22 protein-coding genes are annotated in these 24042 nt (G+C 72.5%); 11 read left to right on the forward strand and 11 right to left on the reverse strand.

Going from position 1 to position 24042, the window contains the following annotated elements:
* Nucleotides 1-15 precede the first annotated feature (15 nt).
* Genes E1262_RS07000 through mnhG form a run of 6 tightly spaced genes read left to right on the forward strand, consistent with a single transcriptional unit; the run spans nt 16 to nt 6214 of the window.
* Nucleotides 16-2967, forward strand: coding sequence for a Na+/H+ antiporter subunit A (locus tag E1262_RS07000; RefSeq protein WP_132102457.1), 2952 nt, complete (start codon nt 16-18; stop codon nt 2965-2967).
* Nucleotides 2964-3449: a Na(+)/H(+) antiporter subunit C gene (locus E1262_RS07005; RefSeq protein ID WP_132102406.1), complete on the forward strand. Its 486-nt coding sequence runs from the start codon at nt 2964-2966 to the stop codon at nt 3447-3449. Before E1262_RS07000 ends, E1262_RS07005 begins: the two co-directional genes overlap by 4 nt.
* Entirely contained in the window at nt 3446-5026 is a 1581-nt protein-coding gene (locus E1262_RS07010) for a Na+/H+ antiporter subunit D (protein ID WP_132102407.1), read from the forward strand. Before E1262_RS07005 ends, E1262_RS07010 begins: the two co-directional genes overlap by 4 nt.
* Nucleotides 5023-5601, forward strand: a complete 579-nt coding sequence (locus E1262_RS07015; RefSeq protein ID WP_132102408.1) for a Na+/H+ antiporter subunit E — start codon at nt 5023-5025, stop codon at nt 5599-5601. The genes E1262_RS07010 and E1262_RS07015 overlap by 4 nt, the downstream gene beginning before the upstream one ends.
* Nucleotides 5598-5870, forward strand: coding sequence for an MrpF/PhaF family protein (locus E1262_RS07020; RefSeq protein ID WP_132102409.1), 273 nt, complete (start codon nt 5598-5600; stop codon nt 5868-5870). Before E1262_RS07015 ends, E1262_RS07020 begins: the two co-directional genes overlap by 4 nt.
* Nucleotides 5867-6214: a monovalent cation/H(+) antiporter subunit G gene (mnhG, locus tag E1262_RS07025; RefSeq protein WP_132102410.1), complete on the forward strand. Its 348-nt coding sequence runs from the start codon at nt 5867-5869 to the stop codon at nt 6212-6214. The genes E1262_RS07020 and mnhG overlap by 4 nt, the downstream gene beginning before the upstream one ends.
* A gap of 29 nt (nt 6215-6243) precedes the next feature.
* Here the strand turns inward: mnhG and E1262_RS07030 are convergent, their stop codons facing one another.
* Together E1262_RS07030 and E1262_RS07035 are read right to left on the reverse strand one after the other, a co-directional pair.
* Nucleotides 6244-6792 carry a dihydrofolate reductase family protein gene (locus E1262_RS07030; RefSeq protein WP_132102411.1) on the reverse strand — a complete coding sequence of 183 codons (549 nt, stop codon included), beginning with the start codon at nt 6790-6792 and terminating at the stop codon, nt 6244-6246.
* Between the two features lie 58 nt (nt 6793-6850).
* Nucleotides 6851-7333 carry a GNAT family N-acetyltransferase gene (locus tag E1262_RS07035; protein WP_132102412.1) on the reverse strand — a complete coding sequence of 161 codons (483 nt, stop codon included), beginning with the start codon at nt 7331-7333 and terminating at the stop codon, nt 6851-6853.
* 61 nt (nt 7334-7394) lie between these two features.
* Between E1262_RS07035 and E1262_RS07040 the strand changes: the two genes are divergently transcribed.
* Entirely contained in the window at nt 7395-8255 is an 861-nt protein-coding gene (locus E1262_RS07040) for an LLM class F420-dependent oxidoreductase (RefSeq protein WP_132102413.1), read from the forward strand.
* A gap of 14 nt (nt 8256-8269) precedes the next feature.
* Here the strand turns inward: E1262_RS07040 and E1262_RS07045 are convergent, their stop codons facing one another.
* The 4 genes from E1262_RS07045 to E1262_RS07060 are packed head-to-tail and all read right to left on the reverse strand — an operon-like array spanning nt 8270 to nt 12167.
* Nucleotides 8270-8770, reverse strand: coding sequence for a beta-class carbonic anhydrase (locus tag E1262_RS07045; protein WP_132102414.1), 501 nt, complete (start codon nt 8768-8770; stop codon nt 8270-8272).
* Nucleotides 8771-8780: 10 nt separating this feature from the next.
* Complete coding sequence (locus E1262_RS07050; protein ID WP_132102415.1) at nt 8781-9701, reverse strand: sucrase ferredoxin; 921 nt, start codon at nt 9699-9701, stop codon at nt 8781-8783.
* The gene (locus tag E1262_RS07055) at nt 9698-11461 is read right to left on the reverse strand and encodes an MFS transporter (protein WP_132102416.1); all 1764 of its coding nucleotides are present in this window, start codon (nt 11459-11461) and stop codon (nt 9698-9700) included. Before E1262_RS07055 ends, E1262_RS07050 begins: the two co-directional genes overlap by 4 nt.
* On the reverse strand, nt 11445-12167 hold the full coding sequence (locus E1262_RS07060; protein WP_132102417.1) for an LppX_LprAFG lipoprotein: 723 nt from the start codon (nt 12165-12167) through the stop codon (nt 11445-11447). Before E1262_RS07060 ends, E1262_RS07055 begins: the two co-directional genes overlap by 17 nt.
* Nucleotides 12168-12370: 203 nt before the next feature.
* On the opposite strand from E1262_RS07060, the gene E1262_RS07065 reads away from it, so the two are divergent.
* Together E1262_RS07065 and E1262_RS07070 are read left to right on the forward strand one after the other, a co-directional pair.
* Entirely contained in the window at nt 12371-13975 is a 1605-nt protein-coding gene (locus E1262_RS07065; protein WP_132102418.1) for a DHA2 family efflux MFS transporter permease subunit, read from the forward strand.
* Between the two features lie 6 nt (nt 13976-13981).
* On the forward strand, nt 13982-14584 hold the full coding sequence (locus E1262_RS07070) for a TetR/AcrR family transcriptional regulator (RefSeq protein ID WP_132102419.1): 603 nt from the start codon (nt 13982-13984) through the stop codon (nt 14582-14584).
* Between the two features lie 164 nt (nt 14585-14748).
* On the opposite strand, the gene E1262_RS07075 is transcribed toward E1262_RS07070, so the two are convergent.
* The 5 genes from E1262_RS07075 to E1262_RS07095 form a co-directional block, all read right to left on the reverse strand.
* Nucleotides 14749-17265, reverse strand: coding sequence for a DNA gyrase/topoisomerase IV subunit A (locus E1262_RS07075; RefSeq protein WP_132102420.1), 2517 nt, complete (start codon nt 17263-17265; stop codon nt 14749-14751).
* Nucleotides 17266-17325: 60 nt separating this feature from the next.
* A complete protein-coding gene (locus E1262_RS07080) occupies nt 17326-17922 on the reverse strand; it encodes a hypothetical protein (RefSeq protein ID WP_132102421.1) in 597 nt (198 codons plus the stop codon).
* Nucleotides 17923-18336: 414 nt separating this feature from the next.
* Complete coding sequence (locus E1262_RS07085) at nt 18337-18915, reverse strand: hypothetical protein (protein ID WP_132102422.1); 579 nt, start codon at nt 18913-18915, stop codon at nt 18337-18339.
* A gap of 11 nt (nt 18916-18926) precedes the next feature.
* On the reverse strand, nt 18927-20336 hold the full coding sequence (locus E1262_RS07090) for a sensor histidine kinase (RefSeq protein WP_203453640.1): 1410 nt from the start codon (nt 20334-20336) through the stop codon (nt 18927-18929).
* Nucleotide 20337: 1 nt separating this feature from the next.
* The gene (locus tag E1262_RS07095; RefSeq protein WP_132102459.1) at nt 20338-21015 is read right to left on the reverse strand and encodes a response regulator transcription factor; all 678 of its coding nucleotides are present in this window, start codon (nt 21013-21015) and stop codon (nt 20338-20340) included.
* A gap of 135 nt (nt 21016-21150) precedes the next feature.
* Here E1262_RS07095 and E1262_RS07100 point away from each other — a divergent pair, with 135 nt between their 5' ends.
* Together E1262_RS07100 and E1262_RS07105 are read left to right on the forward strand one after the other, a co-directional pair.
* On the forward strand, nt 21151-22365 hold the full coding sequence (locus E1262_RS07100) for a LolA family protein (protein WP_132102423.1): 1215 nt from the start codon (nt 21151-21153) through the stop codon (nt 22363-22365).
* Nucleotides 22366-22575: 210 nt separating this feature from the next.
* Nucleotides 22576-24042: a uracil-xanthine permease family protein gene (locus E1262_RS07105; protein ID WP_132102424.1), complete on the forward strand. Its 1467-nt coding sequence runs from the start codon at nt 22576-22578 to the stop codon at nt 24040-24042.

The following is a 24042-nucleotide window of genomic DNA, read 5'->3' on the forward strand; positions in this document are numbered from 1 at the left end:
TGAGAGCCGCTCATGATGCTGGCCCTGATCGCCGCGCACTTCGCCGCCGCGGCGCTGGCGCCTGCCCTCGTGTCCTGGCTGCGCCGCCGTGCGCTGCTGCTCCTGGCCGTCGTCCCCGCCGCCGGGTTCGTCTGGGCCGCCGCGATGACCGGCGAGGTCCGGCACGGCGACGCCGTCGAGCAGCGGATCCGCTGGGTCGAGACGCTCGGCCTGGAGCTGTCGTTCCGCCTCACCACGCTCACCTGGGTGATGACGCTGCTGGTCACCGGCGTGGGGGCGCTGGTGCTGGCGTACTGTGCGGCCTACTTCCGGCGCGACGACGCCGGACTGCCACGGTTCGCGGGGCTGCTGACGGCGTTCGCCGGGGCGATGCTCGGGCTGGTCATCGCCGACGACCTGCTGGTGCTGTACGTGTTCTGGGAGCTCACGACCGTCCTGTCGTACCTGCTCATCGGGCACAACCCCGAGCGCAAGGCGAACCGCCGGGCGGCGATGCAGGCGCTCATGGTGACGACGTTCGGCGGGTTGGCCATGCTGGTCGGCGTCATCGTCATCGGGCAGGCGGCCGGGACGTACCGGATCTCCGAGGTGCTGGCGAACCCGCCCGGCGGCGACGCCGTCACCGTCGCCGTCGTCCTGGTGCTGATCGGGGCGGTGTCGAAGTCGGCGCTGATCCCGTTCCATTTCTGGCTGCCGGGCGCGATGGCCGCGCCGACCCCTGTCAGCGCCTACCTGCACGCCGCCGCCATGGTGAAGGCCGGCGTGTACCTGGTCGCGCTGTTCGCGCCGGCGTTCGCCGGGCTGCTGCCGTGGCGGCCGCTGCTGCTGACGCTCGGTGTGTTGACGATGCTGCTGGGCGGGTTGCGGGCGCTGCGGCAGACCGACCTCAAGCTGCTGCTGGCGTATGGGACGGTGAGCCAGCTCGGCTTCCTCGTCGTGCTGGTCGGCGCCGGCACGCGGGCGGCGGCCATGGGCGGCGTCGCGATGCTGGTGGCGCACGCGCTGTTCAAGGCGGCGCTGTTCCTGGTGGTCGGCCTGGTCGACCGCGCCACCGGCACCCGCGACCTGCGTGAGCTGTCCGGGCTGGGCCGCCGGCTGCCGGTGCTCATGGTGACGTCGGTGCTGGCGGCGGCGTCGATGGCGGCCATCCCACCGCTGGCCGGGTTCGTCGCCAAGGAGACCGCGTACGCCGCGGCCGTCGACATCGCCGAGACCGGCGACGGTACCGGCGTCGGGACGATGGCCGGCTGGGCGCTGGTCGCCGGACTGGCCGTCGGCTCGGCGCTGACCGCCGCGTACAGCATCCGGTTCGTCTGGGGCGCGTTCGCCGTCAAGCCGGGTGTGCCGCCGATCGCCGCGTCCGAGTGCCGGTTCCCGACCGCCGGGTTCTCCGCCGCGCCGGTGGTGCTGGCGGCCGCCGGGCTGGCGCTGGGCTTCCTCGGCCCGGCCGAGACCGAGCTGCTGGAGCCGTACGCCGCGCTGTTCCCCGAGGGCGCGCACGAGCCGGAGCTGAGCCTGTGGCACGGCGTCAACACGGCGTTGCTGCTGTCGATCGCGTCGGTCCTGGCCGGCATCGTCCTGTTCCGCTGGCGCAATCGGGTCGACCGGTGGCAAGGCCGGCTGGTGGCCGGCGGCGACGCCGAGGTGGCCTACCGGGCGATCATGCGCGGCGTCGACCGGCTCGCCGTCGAGGTCACGGGCGCCACGCAGCGCGGCTCGCTGCCCAGCTACCTCGCCGTCATCTTCCTGGTGGTGGTCGCGGTGCCGGGTGGGGTGCTGGTGGCCGGGCAGCCGTGGACAGACGCCTCCGGCGGAGTCGGTGTGCGGGCGTGGGACAACGTCGGGCAGGCCGTGGTCGGCGCGATCATGATCGCCTCGGCGGTGCTGGCCGCGCGGTCGCGGCGCCGGCTCAAGGCGGTGCTGCTGGCCGGCGGCACCGGCTACGGCATGGCGATGCTCTTCATCCTGCATGGCGCGCCGGACCTCGCGCTGACCCAGGTGCTCGTCGAGACCGTGACGCTGGTGATCTTCGTGCTGGTGCTGCGTCGACTGCCGACGTACTTCTCCGACCGGCCGCTGACCAAGTCGCGCTGGTGGCGCATGGGCCTCGGGATCGCCGTCGGCCTGGTGATGGCCGGGCTGGCGCTGGCCGCGGCGGGCGCCCGGACCGCCGAGCCCGTCTCCGACGGTTTCGCAGAGCCGGCCGTGTCGTACGGCGGCGGGCACAACATCGTCAACGTGACGCTGGTCGACATCCGGGCGTGGGACACCATGGGCGAGATCTCCGTCCTCGTCGTCGCCGCGACCGGCGTGGCCAGCCTGATCTTCCTCATCACCAGCCGGAACGGGCGGTGGCGGCCGGACGACGCGATCGCCAGCGCGCCCACGTCGCCCGATCGCCTTCCGCACCGCAACCTGTGGCTGCGGGCCGGCCGCACCGTCGCGCCGGAGGGCCGCTCGATCATGTTCGAGGTGGTCACCCGGCTGGCGTTCCACGTGGTCATCGTCTTCTCGATCTACCTGCTGTTCGTCGGGCACAACGAGCCGGGAGGCGGGTTCGCCGGGGGTCTGGTGGCCGGGCTCGCGCTGATGGTCCGTTACCTCGCCGGAGGCCGGCACGAGCTGAACGAGGCCGCCCCGGTCGACGCCGGCCTGGTGCTGGGCATCGGGCTGTTCATCGCGACCGGCAGCGGGCTGGTGCCGCTGGCCTTCGGCGGCGACGTCCTGCAGAGCGCCGTGGTCGACTTCGAGCTGCCGCTGGTCGGGCACGTGCACTTCGTGACGTCGCTGTTCTTCGACGTCGGCGTGTACCTCGTCGTGGTCGGGCTGATGCTCGACGTGCTGCGCAGCCTCGGCGGCGGCGTCGACAAGCAGGCCGGCGACGACGCCGAGCCGGGCGAGACCATCGAGTCCGCGGAGGAGGCGTCTACTGCGGCCCGCCGCGAGGCGTCAGGGGGTAATCAGTGAGCGCGAACCTGGTCCTCGTCGTCGTGGTCGGCGTGCTGTTCGCCGCCGGCGTCTACCTGCTGCTCGAGCGCAGCCTGACCCGCGTGCTGGTCGGTGTGATCCTCATCGGCAACGGCGTCAACACGCTCTTCATGGTGGCGTCCGGGCCGGCCGGGCGGGCGCCGATCGTTGGCCAGGGCGACGTCGACGACATGAGCGACCCGCTGCCGCAGGCGCTGGTGCTCACCGCCATCGTCATCACCCTCGGGGTGACGGCGTTCCTGCTGGCCATGGCGTACCGGGCCTGGCAGCTCAACGGCCACGACGACGTCCAGGACGACGTCGAGGACGCCGCGATCCGCCGCCGCGCCGAGCGCGACGAGGTGTCGTCCAGCTACGACGACAGCGCCGGCGGCACGATGGACGAGGAGGGCAGCGATGACGCAGCCGAGTCGTCCGAAGCAGCGGCGGCCGGCGTCGGGCCCGAGGGTGAGCGCCGATGAACGCGTCCGTACTCGTCCCGCTGCCCGTCGTGCTGCCGCTGCTCGGCGCCGGGCTGGCGCTCGCGCTGGGCCGGTCCGCTCGGGCGCAGCGGGTGGTCAGCGTCGTCGTCCTCGCCCTGATGGTGATCATCGCGGCGGTCCTACTGGCGCACGCCGACGCCGACGGCCCGCAGGTCATGCACGTCGGCGGCTGGCCCGCCCCGATCGGGATCTCGTTGGTGGCCGACCGGCTGTCCGCCCTGATGCTGCTGGTGTCGGTGGTCGTGGCGCTGTGCGTCCTGGTGTACTCGCTGAGTCAGGGCCTGGTGGAGTACGGGCCGGACACCCCGCTGTCGATCTACCACCCGACGTTCCTGATCCTGGTCGCGGGCGTGTCGAACGCGTTCCTCTCCGGCGACCTGTTCAACCTCTACGTCGGCTTCGAGATCCTGCTCGCGGCGTCGTACGTGCTGCTCACGCTGGGCGGCACGGCCGACCGGATCCGGGCCGGCAGCACGTACGTCGTCGTCAGCCTGGCGTCGTCGATCGTGTTCCTGACGGCGCTGGCGCTGGTCTACGCCGCCACGGGCACCGTCAGCCTGGCGCAGCTGGCCGGGCGCCTGGACGAGCTTCCGTCCGGGGTGGCCCTGCTGCTGCAGCTCATGCTGCTGACGGCGTTCGCGATCAAGGCCGCGGTGTTTCCGCTGTCGGCGTGGCTGCCGGACAGTTACCCGACGGCGCCGGCGCCGGTGACCGCGGTCTTCGCCGGCCTGCTGACGAAGGTCGGTGTCTACGCGATCATCCGGACGCAGACGCTGCTGTTCCCGGACAGCCCGCTGTCGGACCTGCTGCTGTGGGCGGCGCTGCTGACCATGGTGATCGGCATCCTCGGCGCCGTGGCGCAGGACGACCTCAAGCGAATGCTGTCGTTCACGCTGGTCAGCCACATCGGCTACATGGTCTTCGGGGTGGCGCTGGCCAGCGACGACGGCCTCTCGGGCGCCATCTACTACGTCGTGCACCACATCGTCATCCAGACCAACCTGTTCCTCGTCGCCGGGCTGATCGAGCGGCGCGGCGGCAGCACGTCGCTGGAACGGCTGGGTGGCCTGGCGCGGCTGTCGCCGGTGCTGGCGCTGCTGTTCTTCGTCCCGGCGATGAACCTGGCCGGCATCCCGCCGTTCTCCGGGTTCCTCGGCAAGCTGGGCCTCATGCAGGCCGGCGTCGACGACGGCGACCGGCTGGCGTACGTGCTGGTCGGGGGGAGCGTCGTCACCAGCCTGCTGACGCTGTACGCGATGGCGAAGGCGTGGAACCGGGCGTTCTGGCAGCCGCCGGCGGCGGAGCCGGACGGTGCGGCCGGGCCGACCACCGATCTGCACCGCAAACCGCTGCGCACCGACGCGCCGGTCTCCAGCCGGGTGGCTGCGGTCGCCCTGCGGGCCGGGATGGCCGGACCGGCCGCCGTCCTGCTGCTGGTCGGCGTCGCGATGACGGTGTTCGCCGGGCCGCTGTTCGGGCTCACCGACCGCGCCGCCGCCGACCTGCGCGAACGCGCCCCATACATCGAGGCCGTCCTGCCGGGAGGTGCACCATGAGCCGTACCGCGTCGAACGACGTGCCGGGCGACGTGCCGGTGCGGCGCCACGGCGTGCAGTGGCCGATGCTGATCGGGCTGACCGTCGTCTGGGTGCTGTTATGGGGCGGCCTGACGGTCGCGAACGTGCTGTCCGGGCTCGTCGTGGCCGTGATCGTCACGCTGGTGTTCCCGCTGCCGCCGATCGTGTTCAGCGGCCGGCTGCGGGTGCGCGGGCTGGCCGTGCTGATCGGCTGGTTCGTCGTCGAGCTGGTCGTCGCCAGCGTGCAGGTCTCCGGCCAGGCGCTGCGGATCGGCCGGCGGCCGCTGAACGCCGTCATCGAGGTCGACCTGCGCAGCCATTCCGACCTCTACCTGACCCTCACCGCCGAGCTGCTGTCGCTCGTCCCCGGCAGCCTCGTCGTCGAGGTCCGCCGCTCGACGTCGACGCTGTTCCTGCACGTCCTGGGCGTGCGCGACGACGCCGACGTCGAGGAGGCCCGGCGGCGGGCGCTGCGGCAGGAGGAGCGGGTCATGCGTGCGCTGGCGTCGGACGAGGAACTGGCCCCATATCTGTCCGAGGTGGTGGGCCGATGACCGTCGTGATCTGGGTGTGCGCGGCCATGCTGAGCGTTGCCGCCGTCCTGGTGCTGGCCCGGATGACCATCGGCCCGACGATGCTCAACCGGGTCGTCGCGATGGACGTTCTGATCGCGATCGTCGTCGCCGGCCTCGGCCTGGAGGCGGCGCTGAACCGGCACGCCACCACGTTGCCGATCCTGGTCGTGCTCTCGCTGGTCGGCTTCGTCGGCTCGGTCAGCGTCGCCCGTTTCGCCGCCCACGACGACAAGGGGGAGGGCTCGTGAACTGGTTCGACGTCGTCTCCGCCGCGTGCCTGGTGACCGGGTGCGCGCTGTCCCTGATCGCCGCCGTCGGCCTGATCCGGTTCCCCGACCTGCTCAGCCGCATGCACGCCGGCACCAAGCCGCAGGTGTTCGGCCTGCTGCTCATCCTCGTCGGCATCGGCCTGCGGCTGCGCGACTGGAGCGACGTCGGCATGCTGCTCGCCGTGGCGATGTTCCAGCTGCTGACGGCGCCGGTGGCGGCGCACATGGTCGGCCGGGCCGCGTACCGGCGAGGTGCGGTGCGTCGCGACACGCTGCTGGTGGACGAGCTGACGCCGGTGCTGGAGGCCGAGCGGCGCGACTGACGCCGCCGCCCCTCGGCTGGTCGAGATGGCTACCTTCTCGGCTCGTACCTCATCGCCACCGCCCCCGAGCCGAGCTCCATCCGGCTCACGAGCTTCAAGTCGACATGCTTCGACAGCCCTGCGAACAACGTCGGCCCGTGGCCCGCGAGCCTGGGATGCACCACGAACTCGTACTCATCGATCAATCCCAGCTCGGTCAACGCCAGCGGGAGCTTCACGCCTCCGACGAACAGTCCCTTGCCCGACTCCCGCTTCAGCCGCTGAACGGCCTTGCCCAGATCCCCGCGCACGAGTTCCGCGTTCCAATCAACCCGCTCCAGGGTGCTCGACACGACGTACTTCTGTGCCGCGTCGATCGTCCGGGCGAAGGGTTCCATCCATTCAGGTCTCGCTCCCGTCGGCGCCGGCGGCCGCCACGCTGATTCCATCATTTCGTAAGTCACCCGGCCGAAGAGAAGGGCATCGGCCTGGTCGAGGTTCTCGACCGCGTGACGATGCAAGTCTTCGTCCGCGGGGATCGCGCGATGATCGCAGCACCCGTCCAATGTGACGTTGATGGAATACCGAAGGGGTCGCATTTCGCAAGAGTACGGCCGATGGGATGTCGGCGATGTGCCGCTACAACAGTTGGCTCGCTCAGAGCGGGCGGGTGTAGTAGCGGACGGACTTGCCCTTGCCGATCAGCTCGGCCGAACCCACCGGCGTGAACCCCATCGACGTGTGCAGGGCGTCGGAGGCGGGGTTCGGCGGATCGAGGTTGACCTCGGCGCACAGCATCGTCTGGCCCTCCGCGCGGGCGGCCGCGATGACGTCCTCGTAGAGCGCCCGCGCCAGCCCCTGCCCACGCGCGGCCGGCGCCACCACGACGCGGTCGACGTAGGCGAAGCGCGGGTAGCGCTCCTTGAACCAGTCGAAGTTCTGGCTGGACCGGACCGTGTCCTGGTCGAACGCGATGACCATGGCGGTGAGGTCGTCGGTGACGCGGACCCTCCAGGCGACCTTCAGCAGTTCGCGGAACTCGTCAGCCGTCTGCTCGGACAGCTCCAGGGCGTGGTCGTTGTTCAGCTGGAGCAGCGAGGCTTCGTCGGCCTCGGCGGGGGCACGGAACGTGTGTGGCACCCGTCGAGCCTAACCGCGGACCTGCGGGAAGACGCGGCGCAGTCCTGGGGTTGCCGTTGTCATGGCGATCGACGTGGGACGCGCCGGCGTGTGGGTCGGCGCGCGGAACTGGCCCGACGACACCGCCGAGGTGGCGGACGCGTTCGCGGAGCTGGAGACGCTCGGGTACGGCGCGGCCTGGCTGGGCCGCGCCGAGGCGGACCTCGTCAGACCCGAGCAGATCCTCGCCGCCACGACGACCTTGATAGCGGCGACCGGCATCGTCAACGTCTGGACGGAGCCCGCCGACGAGGTGGCCGCGGCGTTCCACCGGGTCGACGGCGCGTACCCCGACCGGCTGCTGCTGGGCATCGGCGCCGGCCACGCGAAGTTCGTCGAGCAGCGCGGCCAGCAGTACCAGCGTCCGTACAGCAAGGTCGTCGAGTACCTCGACCAGCTCGACGCGGCGGGGATCCCGGCGACGAAGCGCGCCGTCGCGGCGCTCGGGCCGCGGACGATCCGGCTCGCCGGGGAGCGCAGCCTCGGCGCGCACCCGTACCTCGTCACGCCCGACCACACCCGTCTGGCCCGCGACGTCCTCGGCGACGGGCCGCTGCTGGCGCCGGAGCAGAAGGTCGTCCTGTCGACCGACGAGGACGAGGTGCTGCGCATCGCCGGCCGGGTGGTCGCGTACTATCTCGGCCTGCCGAACTACGTGAACAACCTGCGCCGCCTCGGCTTCACCGACGACGACCTGAGCGGCTCGGGCAGCCGCCGGCTGGTGGAGGGGCTGGTCGCCTGGGGCGACCCCGAGACGATCGCCGCCCGGATCGCCCAGCACCACGTCGCCGGCGCCGACCACGTCTGCGTCCAGGTGCTCACCGGCCGGCCCGGCCTCCCGCGTGCGGAGTGGCGTGCGCTCGCGCCGGCGCTGATGGGGTAGTCAGGGCCGGAGCCTCAGGCGAGCTGCGTGAGGCGGCCTGTGTCGACGTCGTAGAGGAAGCCGCCGACGGGGACGCCCGGCGGGAGGAAGGGCCACGAGCGGATCTTCTGCACGTCCTCGGCGAGGGTGGCCTTCTGGTCCCTGATCAGCTGAAAGTCGAGGCTGCGCACGTCGATGCCGGACGACTGCTCGATCGCCGCGACGACCTCGTCGGACGTCGCGCTGGCCATCTTGCACTTCGTGTGCGCCACCACCATGATCCGCGTCACGCCGAGCAGATGGGTTGCGAGCGCCAGGGTGCGCAGCACGTCGGTGGTGACGCGGGCGCCGGCGTTGCGCATGATTTTCGCGTCGCCCGGCTTCAGGCCGAGCATGTCCAGCGGCTCGATGCGGGAGTCCATGCACGTGACGACCGCCAGCCCGCGTGCGGCCACCGGCTCGAGGCCGGCTAGCGCGAACCGGGCGGCGTAGTCGTCGTTGCCGGCCAGGACGTCGGCGAACTCCTCGGGCTGCATCGGGCTCCTCTCACCGCGGAACAGGGACATCGGCACGGTACGCGATCGGTGTGACGGGCGGTTTACCGCACGACTCCGGACGGGGCGGCTGCTGCTCCTCGGCGCGGACGGCGACCGTCCAGGTTCGCCCGTCCCGGTGCTCGACGACGGCGCGCCAGGCCGTGTCGGCGACGGACACCACCGACGACACGGCGAGGTCGTCCAGCCCGGTGTCGCCGAGTACCCGGCGGACGGCGGCCTCGGCGGACTGGCCGGGCCGGTCGAACGTACTGCGCCCGCGGTACCCGTCGTCGAGGAAGCGGCCTGCGCGCGCCTCCTCGACCAGCAGCAACGCCAGCTTGTCGTCCATCCGCCCGTACGCGACGCCGTGCGGCAGCAGCACCGCCGTCGGCGCGAACCGGTGGCCACCGAGATGCGTCGTCTCCCAGACCCGGCCGAGCACGTCGTCGCGCAGATCGGCGACCAGCTGGCGGCCCTTCGCGGCGCAGCACAGGTCGCGCCGGCCGTTCGTGCAGACCAGCAGCAGCGGCTCGTCCTCGTGGCGCAGTTCCGGCCGAGCGGCCAGCAACCCGTCGACGTCGCCCGAGCGCAGCGCCGCCCACGGCAGCGACCGCAGCACGTCGACGGAGGTCAGCCAGCCGCCGAGCAGGAACGTCGCACCAGGTGTCGTGCCGGCCAGCCAGACGCGGCGCGCGGCGGGGTAGTGGGTGTCGGGGTGCCACCGCGGCCGGCGGACGAGTGCGACGCGGCCGCCGTGCTCACCAGCGGCGGCGTCGAGTGAAGCCCCGAGCGCGGCGTCGAGGTGCGACTGCGTCAGCGCCTTCGCGCCCCACGGACCCGGCTGCTCGACGACCAGCCACCAGGCCGCGACGGGCGCCGTCCCGGCCAGCGGTTCGGCCAGCTCACGGCCGAGGTCCGAGCAGAGCGTCACCCCTCCACGGTACGGGTCCGGTGCCGCAGCAGCAGTACCGCACCCACCGCGGCGGCCGCCGCGCACACAGCGGCGCCGGTGAACGTCGCCTGCAGCTGCTCGACGATCGCCTGCCGGACGGCGTCGTCGTACGGGCCGCAGTCGGTGGGGGAGTCGGGGCACAGGACGGCCGGCGACTCGATGTCGGCCTGGACGGAGTACAGCCGCCGTAGGCCGATCGCGGTCAGCGCGGACAGACCGGCCAGCATGCCGACCATCCGGGCGACGACGAGCAGTGCGCTGGCCACGCCGTGGGTCGCGCCCGGCGCCGCGGCCAGCAGCGCGGCGTTCACCGGGGCGATCGCCAGCCCGAACCCGAGCCCGGCCGCCACCAGCACCGCGTCGTCGCCGATGCCGTCGAGGGAGCCCACGCCCCACGTCGCCATCACCGCGAGCCCGGCCGTGCCCAGCGCCATGCCGGCGCCGGCCAGCAGGGCGGAGCCGTACCGGCGCAGCAGCCAGCCGCCGAGCATGGCGCCGACCGGCAGTGCGACCAGGAACCGCAGCAGCACCAGCGCGGCGTCCAGCTGGTCGGCGCCGTCGAGGACGGTGCGGGCCAGGATCGGCACGTCGACGACGACGGCGACCAGCGACGCGCCGACGAACAGGCTCACGACGAGCGCGCCCCACGCCGGCCGGGCCCGGACGGCGTCGGGCGGGACGAGGGGGGTGGCGGCCCGGCGCTGCCGCCAGCCGAACGCCACCAGCGCGACCGCGGAACCGGCCAGCAGCCACGGCCCGGACGGCGCCATCAGCTCGACGGCGGGGTCGGCGACGGCGAACGTCAGCACGATCCCGCCGAGCGCGACGCCGAGCAGCAGCGCGCCGGGCAGGTCCGCCGCGCGCAGCACCGCCGGGGTGCGGCGCAGCGGCAGAAGCGGCCGGCGGGCGGTCAGCTCCCGGGCGACGAACAGCACCACCAGCACGAACGCGGCCAGCGCGAGCGGTGTCGTCCACTCACGACCATCGAGCCGGGGGACCAGCAGCTCGCCCCACCGGACGCTCTGCTCCAGCGACGCGGGGCGCGTGACGGCGACGCCGGCGCAGGCCAGCGCGCCCAGCCCGAGGACCGCGCCGAGGACGTCGAACCGCCCTGGCGGCGCCTCCGCCTCGGCCTCGGCGACCTCGGCGACCTCGGCGGCCGTGGCCCGTCGCCGCCCGGCAGCGGTCCCGGCGAACAGCACGGCGCCGACCACGAAGTTCACCCAGAAGATCGCCCGCCAGTCCGCCACCGCGAGCACCGCCGCGCCGAACAGCGGCCCCAGCACCGACCCCAGCTCCTGCACCGCGCCGACCAGCCCGAGCGGCACCCCCCGGCGCTCGGGCGGCCACAGGTCGGCGACCAGCGCCAGCGTCACCGGGACCAGCGCGCCGCCGCCCGCGCCCTGCAGGAACCGGCCGACCACGGCGCCCGCGACGCCGTCGGCCGACGCCGTCAGCAGCGACCCGGCCGTGAATACGAGCAGCGAGCCGGTCAGTACCGGCAGCCGCCCGGTCACGTCCGACACCCGCCCGACCAGCGGCAGCACGACCACGTAGCCGAGCAGGAACATCGAGACCAGGGGAGCGGCGCGCTGGAGTTCGTCGACGTCCAGCCCGACGCCCACCATCATGTCCGGCAGCGCCAGGACGATGACGTAGGTGTCGGCGGCGGCCAGTAGGACGCCGACGACGCCGAGGACGAGCGCGGCGCGGCCGGTCCGCTCAGCTCTCCGGAGCACTGATCTCGGCGGGCTCGTCGTACTTGTCGAGTCGGACGGTGTAGGTCTGCTCGTCGCCGTCGTCGTAGAACGGGCCGGTCAGCGTGGCCTGGCGTAGCTGGCCGGTCTCGGCGTCGAGCGCCCACACGGCCTGGACCTCGGCGGACGGGTCGGCGATGGTGAGGACCTCGCCGACCAGCTCGCCCGGCAGCACCGACTCGACCTGGTCGTAGACGTCGCCGTCGACGCGCACCTGCTCGCCGGCCGTGATGTCGGTGCCGGACGTGAGCAGCCGGCTGACGCCGTGGTCGGGGTCGATCAGCAGGCCGGGGTCGCCGAAACCGAGCTCCTCGGCGTCGACCTCGTCGAATCCGCTGGTCAGCGGCAGCTGCGCCCACAGCTTCCCGTCGACGGAGACGACCTTGATGGTCGCGGGCAAGGCGCCCGCGCGGATGCGGATCTCGCCCTCGAACGACGACGGCGGCACCGCGACGCCCTCGCCGCCGACGACGACCGTCCCGTCGTCGGGGAGGTCCTCGCCCTCGAGCACGAAGGTGACGCTGGACGCCTCGTTGAGCAGGTCGGCGGCAGCCTCGAGCTGCGCCTGCGGGTCGCCCTCGGGCGTGCCCCCGTCGCCGTCGCCGTCGCCGTCGTCGCTGCACGCGGTCAGGGCCAGCGTGGCGGCGACGAGCGCGGCGGGTAGGCAGCGGCGAGCGACGTGGCGCATGACGGCAGTCTGCCAGCCTTTCCATGCCACGTGACCCACGACACCCGACCTGGACATCGACTGCTCTCCTCACGTTCGGTGCGCGGCCACGATGCGGGCTGGCGGCTGTGATTTCGCTGAGAGTTCGCGAAATATCGATACGCGACGGTTGCGTATCGCTCGGGGCGGGTCTAGCGTCGTCCGCGAGAACCGATACGGCACGGATGCGTATCGAAAGAGCACAATGCAGGGAAGGACCCGCCATCGTGGACCAAGCGACGATCCACAACCGGCGATGGAGCATCCTCGGCGTCCTCGTCGTGAGCCTGCTCGTCGTCGTGCTCGACAACACGGTGCTCAACGTCGCGCTCCGAACGATCCAGGACGACCTCTCGGCCACCCAGAGCGAGCTGGAGTGGGCGATCAACTCCTACACCCTCGTCTTCGCCGGACTGCTGTTCACGTTCGGCCTGCTCGGCGACCGGTTCGGCCGCCGGCGCATGCTCATGCTCGGCCTGCTGCTGTTCGGCATCGCCTCGGCCGTCTCCGCCTACGCGTCGTCACCCGAGCAGCTCATCGCCGCCCGGGCGTTCATGGGCGTCGGCGCGGCCGCGGTCATGCCGGCCACGCTCGCGATCATCACCAACGTCTTCGAGCCGGAGGAGCGCGGCCGGGCCATCGGCATCTGGGTCGCCTCCGTCGGCATCTCCGTCGTGCTGGGGCCGGTCCTGGGCGGCGCGCTGCTGGAGCGGTTCTGGTGGGGGTCGGTGTTCCTCATCAACGTGCCGGTGGTGGTCATCGGGCTGGCGCTGATCGCGTGGCTGGTACCGGAGTCGCGCAACCCCGAGCCCGGCCGGCTGGACCCGGGTGGCGTGCTGCTGTCGATCATCGGCCTGACCCTGCTGGTCTACGGCATCATCGAGGGCGGCGAGCGAGCCACTGTCACCGACCCGCTGGTCTGGGGCTCGACGCTGGGCGGTCTGGCCGTGCTGGTGCTGTTCATCTGGTTCGAGCGGCGCTCCACGCACCCCGCGCTGGACGTCGGGCTGTTCCGGAATCCGGTGTTCTCCGCGTCGGTGACGACGATCGGGCTGGTGTTCTTCGCCATGCTCGGGACGTTCTTCTTCATGACGTTCTACCTGCAGATCGTCCGCGGGTACACGCCGCTGGAGGCCGGCCTGATGTTCCTGCCGTTCGCGGTGGCGCAGACCGTCTTCTCGACGTTCTCGTCGACGGCGGTCCGCCGGTGGGGCATCCGCGCCGTCACCGCGACCGGCCTGAGCCTGGTCGCGTTGAGCCTGCTTGCGATGGGGTTCATCGACGAGACCACCCCGCTGTGGTTCCTGCTCGCCGCGTTCTTCGTCCAGGGCGCCGGCATCGCCAACGTCATGCCGCCCGCCACGACCGCCGTCATGGCCGCCGTCCCGCGCGAGAAGGCCGGCGTCGGCTCCGCCGTCAACAACACGATGCGGCAGGTCGGCGGCGCGCTCGGGGTCGCCGTCCTGGGTGCGGCGCTGTCGGCGCGCTACCGCTCCGGCGTCGAGGAGGCCGTCGGCGTGCTGCCGGAAGGGGTGCGGCACGCGGCCGCCGAGTCGCTCGGCACCACGATGATGGCGGCCGAGCAGGCCGGTGTCGTCGCGCAGGTGCGTGGCCCGGCGTTCGCCGCCTTCCTCAGCGGCGTGCACTGGGTAGCCTTCTTGGGAGCCGCGGTCGCGGGGCTGAGCGTGGTCGTCGTCGCGGTGTTCCTGCCCGGGCGGTCGCGCGGCCCGGCGCCGTCGGAGGTGGCAGGGGCACCGGAGGCACCGGAGCCGGAGACAGCGAGGACGTGACCTGACATGACGGAGATCGCTCCGGTGGAGCAGCGCCGCGCCGGGCGGCCGCGCAGCGAGGACGCGGACCGGGCGATCATCGAGGCGACCCTCGACCTGCTGGCGGACTACGGCATCGCCGGCACCACGATCGAGGGCATCGCCGCCCGGGCCGGCGTCGGCAAGACCACCATCTACCGGCGGTGGAAGGGCCTGGAGAGCCTCATCTGCGACGCCGTCGCCGAGCTCAAGGGCCCGCTGCCGGCGCTGCCAGGGACGTCCATCCGCGACGACATGCTGGTGCTCTTCGAAGCGGCCGCCCGCAGTCGCGAGTCGGCGCGCAACCGCAAGGTGTACGCGTGCTTCATCGGCGAGATGACCCGCTACCCGGCACTGGACGCCCAGTACCGCGAGTCGGTCATCAAGCCGCGCCGCGCGCTGACGCAGACGGCCCTCCAGCGCGCGGTCGAGCGGGGCGAGCTCCGTGACGATCTCGACCTCGACGTGATGGCCGAGATCGTCACGGCGCCGACCCTGCACTGGATGCTGCACAACCCCGACCGCAGCCCGACCCGTGAGCAGCTGGAGCAGTTCCTCGACGGCGTGCTTCACGGCGTCGCCAAGCGCTGAACGACTCCCGGCCGTCGCGCGTGGGTGGAGCCATCAACAGGATTTCTGCAGCGTCGACACGATTACAGGCGTAGTGCGACATGAGTTTTCGTGGTGAACCTGATGCCCATACCGCAGCGGACCCGAACACCAGCGGGCATGGGAGCCGGGGCCGGCGAACGTTGCTACTCCAGCTCCAACGTTCCCTGTTCGCCGTCAGCGACTGGAGTCGGCGCAGGACCGTCGTCGCCCGGGGAACCGCCGAGGGGTCCACCGACCGCGGCGATCGGCTGCGCCACCGCGATACCCGACCCATCTCGCCGCCCGACATCCGAAGGCAGCTCGATCGGCACACCGCTCGCGGCCGCCCCCAAGGGCGGTGCCGCCCCGGCCCACGCCAGCAGCAGCGTGTCCTCGCCCTTGAGGAACCGGTGGCAGCGCACGCCGCCCGTCGCCCGGCCCTTCGCCGGATACTCCGAGTACGGCGTCACCTTGACCGCGCCCGGCTGGGTCCCGGGCAGCGCCGTCGACGACCCCGACACGGTGACCACGGCACCGGCCCGGGACGCGTCGACCGCGCCGAAGAACGTCACCTTCGCGCCGGGCCCGAGCTTGATCCCGGCGATGCCCCCGCCCGCCCGGCCCTGCGGCCGGACCGCCGACGCCGAGAAGCGCAGCAGCTGGGCGTCCGTCGTGATGAACACGAGGTCCTCGTCGCCGGTGCGCAGCTCGACGGCGCCGACGACGCGGTCGCCGTCGTCGAGGCGGATGACGTCGTAGGCGTCCTTGCCGGGGTGGTCCGGGACGACCCGCTTGACGACTCCGCGCTCGGTCCCGAGCGCCAGCCCGGGCGACTCCGCGGAGAACGTCGTCAGCGCCAGCGCCCGCTCACCGGCGTCGAGCTCGATGAACTCCTTGAGCGCCGCACCGCCGGCCAACGTCAGCGCCGCCGTCGGCGGGAGTGCCGGCAGGTCGAGCACGGACAGCCGCAGGATCCGGCCGGCCGACGTGACGACGCCGACCTGGCCGCGCGCCGTCGACGCGGCCACCGACACGACGACGTCGTGCTTGGACCGTTTGTCGCCGTGGACCAGCGGCTCCTCACCGGCGGTGCGGGCCAGCAGGCCGGACGACGACAGCAGCACCTGGCACGGGTCGTCGGCGATCTCGAGCGAGGCGGCGCCGGCCCGCGTGGTGACCGCGCCGGACTCCTCCAGCAGGACGGTGCGCCGCGGCGTCGCGTGCTTGGCGGCGATCTCGGCGAGCTCGTCGGAGACCGCCTGCCGCAGCAGCGCCTCGTTCTCCAGCAGCGCGGTCAGCTCGGCGATGGTGCGGCGGAGGTCCTCGCCCTCCTTCTCCAGCTCCAGCCGGTCGTACCGGGTGAGCCGGCGCAGCGGGGTGTCGAGGATGTAACGGGCCTGGATGTCGGACAGGTCGAAGACGGCCATCAATCGCTCGCGGGCCGCCGAAGCGTCGTCCGACGACCGGATCACCGCGATGACCTCGTCGATGTCGAGCAGCGCGATCATCAGGCCGTCGACGAGGTGCAGCCGGTCGGCGGCCTTTGTGCGGCGGAACTCGCTGCGTCGCCGGACGACGTCGAGGCGGTGCGCGATGAAGACCTGGAGCAGCTCCTTCAGGCCCAGCGTGCGCGGCTGGCCGTCGACCAGCGCGACGTTGTTGATGGAGAAGGAGTCCTCGAGCGGGGTGAGGCGGTACAGCTCTTCCAGCACCGCCTCTGGAACGAACCCGCTCTTCAGCTCGATGACGAGGCGCAGCGTGGTGTTGCGGTCGGTGTAGTCCACGACGTCGGCGACGCCCTGCAGCTTCTTGTTGCGGACCAGCTCGACGATGCGCTCACGCACCCGCTCCGGGCCGACCATGTACGGCAGCTCGGTGATGACGATGCCCTTGCGGCGGGCGGTGATGTTCTCGATCCGGGCGGTCGCGCGGGTCTTGAACGCGCCGCGGCCGGTCTCGTACGCCTCGCGGACGCCGTCGAGCCCGATGATGCGCCCGCCGCTGGGGAGGTCGGGCCCGGGGACGAACCGCATGAGGTCGTCCAGCGAGGCGTCCGGGTTGGTCAGCAGGTGCCGCGTGGCGTCGATCACTTCGCCGAGGTTGTGCGGCGCCATGTTCGTGGCCATGCCGACGGCGATGCCGGTGGCGCCGTTGACCAGCAGGTTCGGGAACGCCGCCGGCAGCACCTCGGGCTGCTCGAACTGGCCGTCGTAGTTCGGCACCATGTCGACGACGTTCTCGTCGAGCGACCGGACCAGCAGCATGGCCGGCTCGCTCATGCGGCACTCTGTGTACCTGTAGGCCGCCGGTCCTGCGTCGAGCGAGCCGAAGTTCCCGTGCCCGTCGACCAGCGGCACCCGCATGGCCCACGGCTGCGCCATGCGGACCAGCGTGTCGTAGATGGCGCCGTCGCCGTGCGGGTGCAGCTTGCCCATCACGTCGCCGACGACGCGGCCGCACTTGACGTGCGGGCGGTCGGGGCGCAGGCCCATCTCGTTCATCTGGAACAGGATCCGGCGCTGCACCGGCTTCAGCCCGTCGCGGGCGTCCGGGATGGCGCGGGAGTAGATGACGGAGTAGGCGTACTCGAGGAAGCTGCCCCGCATCTCCTCCGAGACGTCGACGTCGAGGATGACCTCGTCGAAGTCCTCGGGCGGGGGTGTGGTGGTCCGGCGTGCCATGCCGACCATTGTCGCCCCGCCGAGGCCGTGCTCCGTGCAGCGACCCGCACGGCGAGGTGGTCAGGACGAGAATTCGAGCGAGATCGCGAAGATGGCCGCCACCGAGGGCACGACGACGAGGGCGCCGGCGAGGACGGGGTAGCGCTCGAGGACGGGGACGGCGTACGGGTAGCGGCGGGCCAGGGCGCGCGGCGAGGCGAGCCGGCCGAGCTTGTGGGTCTCGACGCCGAGGGTGGCGATGAGCCGGCGCATGTCGTCCTCGACCCAGCGGCTGCCCTTCATCCGGGCGATGCGCCGGCCGCCGCGGTCGAGGACGTACAGGTGGGCGAGGCTGCGGCTGTTCTTGTGGGTGCGCGGGAGCGCCGCGGTGACGATCGACCCGACGGCGTCGCGCGGGACGCGGCGGGTGCGGACGAGGCCGGTGACGGCGAGCTCCGACGGCGTGACGGTGATCGCGGCGCGCCGGAACCAGGCCGGCCCGATGCTCGACGCCAGCGCGATGACGATGAGCGACACGACGGCGCCGAACCCGCCGCCGCGGAACAGCAGCGCCGCGAGGAGCACGACGATCGGCAGCAGCGACCACTTGACGGTGCTCAGGTAGCGGCGCAGCGACGGCCGCAGCACGAGCGCGGCTCCGGGCAGGGGTCCGGGCACGGCCAGCATCATAGGTGCGGTCGGGTCAATCCGACAGGGCCGTGACCAGGACCCGCGCGCCCGGCCTGGGTGCCATGAGGGGAACGGGCGGGTCTGGCCACCTCACCAGCTGGCTGGGGCGGCGAAGATCGCCGATGATCATCACTGTCCACAACCCCCAGATACGTTCACCGACGGCCAGTACGGTGCTGATCGTTGTTCACCGCGGCGGCTCACAGACGAGGCCGACCCACGGACCGCATCCCTGCTGATCATGCGCCCGGATGGCACCTCACCCGCGGGAGGGCCGTGACCGGGACCCGTACGCACGCCATGTGGCGTTCAGGCGAGTGAGGTGTCCTCGCGACAGGTCAGGACCCTGGATGATGCCCGCGAAACCGGCGGATGCCCGCACCGCGGACGGATGGAGCCACATCAGATCACAGTGGCTGCGATGATCACCGCGATGATGATCACCAGGACAACGATTCCCCCGGCGACGCCGAACGCGAACCTGAACGGGTGCCGCTCGATCCACGGCACGATCCCGGGGTAGCGCCGCGCCAGCTCGGCGGCCGTCACCGGCCGGTCGGCCGTCATCGCCGGCAGCCCGAGATGCTCCACCAGGCGGTCGAGATCCGCGGTCGGGTAGTTGACGCCGTGGATGCGCAGCAGCGGACGCTCGTCGCGGTCCAGAAGGAAGACCGTGTCGTTCAGCGGGGCGCGCGGAGCGACCAGCATGGCCCGCACCACCGACGCCGCCTGAGAGCGGTCCACCCGCTTATGAGTGACGAACCCGCGGACGGCGATCTCCGACGGCGTGACGACGATCCGTGAGCGCAGCAGGTGGCCGGCGATCGGCACGACGACCAGGGCGGCGACGCCCAGCCCGATCAGCACGCCCGGCCACCCGGCGCCGGCACCGGAGACGACGGCGATCGCGACGAACAGGACGACGGGCACCAGGGCCCAGGGCCGGTGCCGGACGGTCGGCCGCAGGACGAGCTCGGGCATGGGCGCCGAGCCTATCGGCCGTCGGTCCGGGCCCGCGGGGGCACGGCCTCGGGCGCGCCGACCGTGGTCTTGGCGGCCGGCAGCCTGACGATGAACCGGGCGCCCGGCGCGGCGTCCTCGACCACCAGCGTGCCGCCGTGCACGACGACGATCTCCCGGGCGATGGCCAGCCCCAGGCCGGACCCGCCCGCGTCGCGGTCGCGGGCGTCGTCGAGGCGGGTGAACCGCTCGAAGATCCGCACCCGGTCCGCCTCGGGCACGCCGGCGCCGTCGTCGGCCACCGCCACCCGCGCGGAGCCACCGCCCCCGGACACCGACACCGTCACCTGCGACGACGCGTGCCGGACGGCGTTGTCGACCAGGTTGCGCAGCACCCGGGAGAGCGAGTCGCGGTGTGCGCGCGTGAACACGCCGCCGTCGTCGGCCACCCGCACGGGCACCCGGCCGCCGCGGACGCCGTCAGCGACCTCCAGCGCCAGTTCGCCCAGGTCGACCAGTTCCTCGCGGCGGACCGGGCGTGGGCTGTCCAGGTGCGCGAGCACCAGCAGGTCGTCGACCAGCCGGGCCATCCGCTCGACCTCGACCAGCGCCTCGCGGGCGGTGTCGTGCGGGTCGACGGCGTCGGGGTGCGCCAGCGCGACCTCGAGCTCGGTCCGCAGCGCCGCGATCGGGCTGCGCAGCTCGTGGGCGGCGTCGGCGACGAACGCGCGCTGCCGGGCCGCCGCCGCGTCCAGCCGGCCGAGCATGTCGTTGAGGGTCACTGCGAGCCGGCTGAGCTCGTCGCCGCCGGCCGGGACCGGCAGCCGGTGCCCGCCGCCGGCGCCGGTGATCTCCTCGGCGCCGCCGCGCAGCCGGTCGACGGGGCGCAGCGCGCGGACGATGACCAGCCAGCTCAGCACCGCCAGCGCGGCCGTGACGGTGAGGCCGCCGACGGTCACGCCGATCTTCGCGAAGTGGACGCTGCGCTGCTGCTCCTCGAGCGAGACGGCGACGATGACGATCCGCGGCTCGCCGGCGGCGTCGGTGGGCACGCCGACGACGCGCAGCGGCTCCGGCTGGCCGAGCCGGGTGCCGTCGAGGTCGATCGCCTCGCCGGCCCGGACGGCGGCGAGGTCGTCGCCTGCGACGACGGGGGTGAGGCGGTCGCCGCCGGGCGTGGACGCGACCACGCGGTCGTCGGCGTCGAGGACCTGTGCGACGACGGCGCCGAAGCCGGGCAGCGGGTCGGGCAGCCGGCCGGACTCGACCAGCGTCGCGATGTCCTCGCCCTGCCGCCGCGCGGTCTCGTCCAGCGCGCCGAGCAGCGCCCGGTCCAGCGCGACGATCAGCAGGATGCCGCCGATGCCCAGGCCCACCGCCGCCATCGCGGTGGCCGCCAGGGTGAGCCGGGCCCGCAGGCTCATCCGGCCGAACACGGACACGTCAGCCGCCGTCGCCACTCAGCCGGTAGCCGGCGCCGCGCACCGTCTGCAGCGCGGCCCGGCCGAACGGGGTGTCGATCTTGCGCCGCAGATACCCGACGTAGACCTCGACGACGTTCGGGTCGCCGTCGTAGTGGGCGTCCCAGACGTGCTCGAGGATGTCGCGCTTCGAGACGACCTCGTCGGCGCGGCGCATGAGGAACTCCAGCACGCCGAACTCGCGGGGCGTCAGCGTGATCTCGGCGCCGCCGCGGCGCACCGTCTTCGCGCCCGGGTCGAGCTCGAGGTCGCCGGCGGTCAGGACGGCGGGCCGGGCCGGCGCGCCGCGGCGCAGCAACGCCCGCAGCCGGGCCACCAGCACGACGTACGAGAACGGCTTGGTGAGGTAGTCGTCGGCGCCGACGTCGAGGCCGTCGGCCTGGTCGTACTCGCCGTCCTTCGCCGACAGCATGAGGATGGGCACCCAGTTGCCCTCGGCCCGCAGCGTCTGGCAGATGCGGTAGCCCGACAGCGACGGCAGCATGATGTCGAGCACGATGACGTCGTAGGTGTTCTCGCGGGCCAGATGCAGGCCGTCGAGGCCGTCGTGGGCCAGCTCGACGGAGAACCCCTCCGCCGACAGCCCGCGGTGCAGCGCGCGGGCCAGCCCGCGCTCGTCCTCGACCACCAGCACCCGCATGTCGTCAAGGATGCCCTGCCCGCGACGGCGCCGGGCGGCGGCTCTCAGGGATCTCACAGCGACGGCGAGGCAACCTTGGTGTCATCGGGGTGACACCCGACGCACCGAGACGCACCGAGCACGTCAGGAGACGACATGCCGAACTCCCTTCTCAGCACCCCGGCCAGGCGGTGGGCGACCGGGGCCACGGTCGCGACCGTGGTCGTCGGCGCGGCCGTGGCCGGTCCGCTGATCGCCGGTGCCGACTCCGAACTGCCCGACCGCACGGCCGCCGAGCTGCTCGTCGACCTCGCGGGCCTGGAAGTCCAGCCGTTCGCCGGCACCGTCGTGCAGTCCGCCGACGTCGGCCTGCCCGAGCTGCCCAGCGGCGGCACCACGTCGCTGCCGACGGCCGTGCTGTCCCTGCTCAACGGGTCCTCGACGGCCCGCATCTGGTACACCGACGGCGACACGTACCGGTTCGCCTTGCAGGACGACCAGGCCGAGTCCGACCTGCTGCGCAACGGCCAGGACGTCTGGTTCTGGAGCAGCGAGGCAGCCACCGCGTCGCATGCGGTCCTCCCCGAGGACGCCGAGGACGACGGCGGCCACGGCCCGTTCGGCGGCGAGAGCCCGTTCGGCGGCGAGAGCCCGTTCGGCGGTGAGGGCATGCCGGAGGATCTGCCGACGAACATCCCGACGGAGGCCGCGTCGCTGGCGCTGGGGCTGATCGAGCCGTCCACCCAGGTCGACGTCGACGGCACCGCCACGGTCGCCGGCCGAGCCGCATACGAGCTGGTGCTGCGGCCCAAGGACGAGCAGTCGCTGATCGGCTCGATCCGCCTGGCCATCGACGGCGAGACGTCCATGCCGCTGCGCGTGCAGATCGTCGCCCGCGACGCCGCCGAGCCGTCGTTCGAGGTCGGCTTCTCGTCGGTCTCCTTCGACGAGCCCGACGCGTCGACGTACGAGTTCACCCCGCCGCCCGGCACCACGGTCGAGGAGATCCAGCCCGACGAACTCGGCGACGCCGCCGCGGAGCACCACCCGCGGCCGGGTGTCGGCCCCGACGGCGACCTCGGCGTGGAGCCGTCCGACATGTCGGTGGTCGGCTCCGGCTGGAGCAGCGTCTTCGTGCTCCGCGGCGTCGACCTCGACGCGCTCACCGCCGGCCTCGAGGGCGACGCGGCGGCCATGGCCGACGCGTTCCTCGCCGAACTGCAGGACGTCAGCGGCCCGTACGGCACCGGCCGGGCCATGATTAGCGACCTGTTCACCGTCCTCCTCCTCGACGACGGCCGCATGCTGGCCGGCGCCGTCCCGCTGGAGGTCCTCGAAGAGGCCGCGCAGGACCCCGCCGCCGCGTTGTAGCGGCACCGCGCGACGCATGGGCGGGGGAGGCCGCCGCGGGACGACCCGCGGCGGCCTCCGCGTGTTTCCGGCCGAGTGCAGACATTGCCGATGATCAGGTGATCTTGTCGGCACTTCGTGCCCATGCCCCGGAAACGTGTGGTGCCTAAGTTGCCTGCAACGTGTCCGCACGGGTGACGTGCGTCACCCGCCCCGCGTGAGGAGGCCTCCGTGGCACTCGGCTGGAAGGTGGTCTACGACGGCAAGACACCGCCACCGGGGGCGGTGGTCCGGCCGGACGAGCGGCTCTCGTGGGGCCGGACGGTCGGCCTGGGCGCGCAGCATGTGGTCGCGATGTTCGGCGCGACGTTCGTGTTCCCGATCATCATGGGGCTGAACCCCCAGCTGGCCATCATGATGAGCGGCGTCGCGACGATCTGCTTCCTGCTCATCGTCAAGGGCGCCGTGCCGAGTTACCTGGGCACCAGTGCGTCCTTCGTCGGCGGTGTGGTGGCGATCCGCGCGCAGGAGGGCGACTCGGCCGACGTCACGGGCGCGATCCTGGTGGCCGGCGTCGTGCTGGCGCTGTGCGGCCTGTTGATCCACTACCTCGGCTCCGGCGTCCTCCACACGGTGCTGCCCCCAGTCGTCACGGGTGCCGTGGTCATGCTCATCGGGTTCAACCTGGCGCCGGTCGTCGCGGACGTCTACTGGCCGCAGGACCAGTGGATCGCGCTCATCGTGATGACCGTCGTGATCCTGATGGCGGTGGGGCTGAGAGGATTCTTCGGCCGCATCGCGATCTTCGTCGGCCTGGTGTTCGGGTACGCGCTGTCGTGGGTGTTCGACCGGCTGTTCGGCCAGATCACCTCGCCCGACGGCACCGGCGAGGTGGTCACGCGGGACCGGGTGAACTTCGATAGCCTGCGCGAGGCCGACTGGTTCGGCTTCCCGGACGAGACATTCGTCAACGCCGAGGGCACCGAGGTCGCAGGCTGGCACCTGCCGAGCTTCAGCATCACGTTCATCCTGCTGGTGCTGCCCGCCGTCATCGCGCTCGTCGCGGAGAACACCGGCCACGTCAAGGCGGTCGCGGAGATGACCGAGCGCGACCTCGATCCGGTCATGGGCAAGGCGATCGCCGCCGACGGTGTGGGCACCGTCATCGCGACCTCCGTCGGCGGCTCGCCGACCACGACGTACGCGGAGAACATCGGCGTCATGGCCGCCACCCGGGTGTACTCGACGGCGGCCTACTACGTGGCGGCGCTGGTGGCGATCCTCTTCGGGTTCTCGCCGAAGTTCGGCGCGCTGGTGGCGGGCACGCCGGGCGGGGTGCTCGGCGGCATCACCGTCGTGCTCTACGGCATGATCGGCCTGCTCGGCGCCCGCATCTGGATCGAGAACCGGGTCGACTTCTCGAATCCGGTCAACCTCGTGCCGGTGTCGGCGGGCATCATCATCGCGATCGGCGACACGTCGCTGGAGATCACCGACGACTTCGTCCTGTCCGGCATCGCGCTCGGGACCATCGTCACCGTGGTGGCCTACCACCTGGCCCGGGCCGTCGCGCCGCCGCACCTGCGCGAGCCCGGCGGCGGCGCCGTCGTCACCGTCGGTGAACCGGGCGTGATGCGGGAGGACGGCGCGGCGGACGACGAGCCCCCGAGCGAAACGCGGCGGGACGAGAGAGGATGA

The sequence above is a fragment of the Jiangella aurantiaca genome (assembly GCF_004349105.1).
Taxonomy (GTDB): Bacteria; Actinomycetota; Actinomycetes; order Jiangellales; family Jiangellaceae; genus Jiangella; species Jiangella aurantiaca.

What these genes read in the sequence shown, in the direction of transcription:
- E1262_RS07085 (WP_132102422.1), bottom strand. Translation starts at nt 18,915, where the DNA reads ATGCCCGAGCTCGTCCTGCGGCCGACCGTCCGGCACCGGCCCTGGGCC.
- E1262_RS07020 (WP_132102409.1), top strand. Translation starts at nt 5,598, where the DNA reads ATGACCGTCGTGATCTGGGTGTGCGCGGCCATGCTGAGCGTTGCCGCC.
- E1262_RS07015 (WP_132102408.1), top strand. Translation starts at nt 5,023, where the DNA reads ATGAGCCGTACCGCGTCGAACGACGTGCCGGGCGACGTGCCGGTGCGG.
- E1262_RS07040 (WP_132102413.1), top strand. Translation starts at nt 7,395, where the DNA reads ATGGCGATCGACGTGGGACGCGCCGGCGTGTGGGTCGGCGCGCGGAAC.
- E1262_RS07100 (WP_132102423.1), top strand. Translation starts at nt 21,151, where the DNA reads ATGCCGAACTCCCTTCTCAGCACCCCGGCCAGGCGGTGGGCGACCGGG.
- E1262_RS07045 (WP_132102414.1), bottom strand. Translation starts at nt 8,770, where the DNA reads ATGCAGCCCGAGGAGTTCGCCGACGTCCTGGCCGGCAACGACGACTAC.
- E1262_RS07095 (WP_132102459.1), bottom strand. Translation starts at nt 21,015, where the DNA reads ATGCGGGTGCTGGTGGTCGAGGACGAGCGCGGGCTGGCCCGCGCGCTG.
- E1262_RS07010 (WP_132102407.1), top strand. Translation starts at nt 3,446, where the DNA reads ATGAACGCGTCCGTACTCGTCCCGCTGCCCGTCGTGCTGCCGCTGCTC.
- E1262_RS07060 (WP_132102417.1), bottom strand. Translation starts at nt 12,167, where the DNA reads ATGCGCCACGTCGCTCGCCGCTGCCTACCCGCCGCGCTCGTCGCCGCC.
- E1262_RS07070 (WP_132102419.1), top strand. Translation starts at nt 13,982, where the DNA reads ATGACGGAGATCGCTCCGGTGGAGCAGCGCCGCGCCGGGCGGCCGCGC.
- E1262_RS07000 (WP_132102457.1), top strand. Translation starts at nt 16, where the DNA reads ATGCTGGCCCTGATCGCCGCGCACTTCGCCGCCGCGGCGCTGGCGCCT.
- E1262_RS07030 (WP_132102411.1), bottom strand. Translation starts at nt 6,792, where the DNA reads ATGCGACCCCTTCGGTATTCCATCAACGTCACATTGGACGGGTGCTGC.
- E1262_RS07065 (WP_132102418.1), top strand. Translation starts at nt 12,371, where the DNA reads ATGCGTATCGAAAGAGCACAATGCAGGGAAGGACCCGCCATCGTGGAC.
- E1262_RS07075 (WP_132102420.1), bottom strand. Translation starts at nt 17,265, where the DNA reads ATGGCACGCCGGACCACCACACCCCCGCCCGAGGACTTCGACGAGGTC.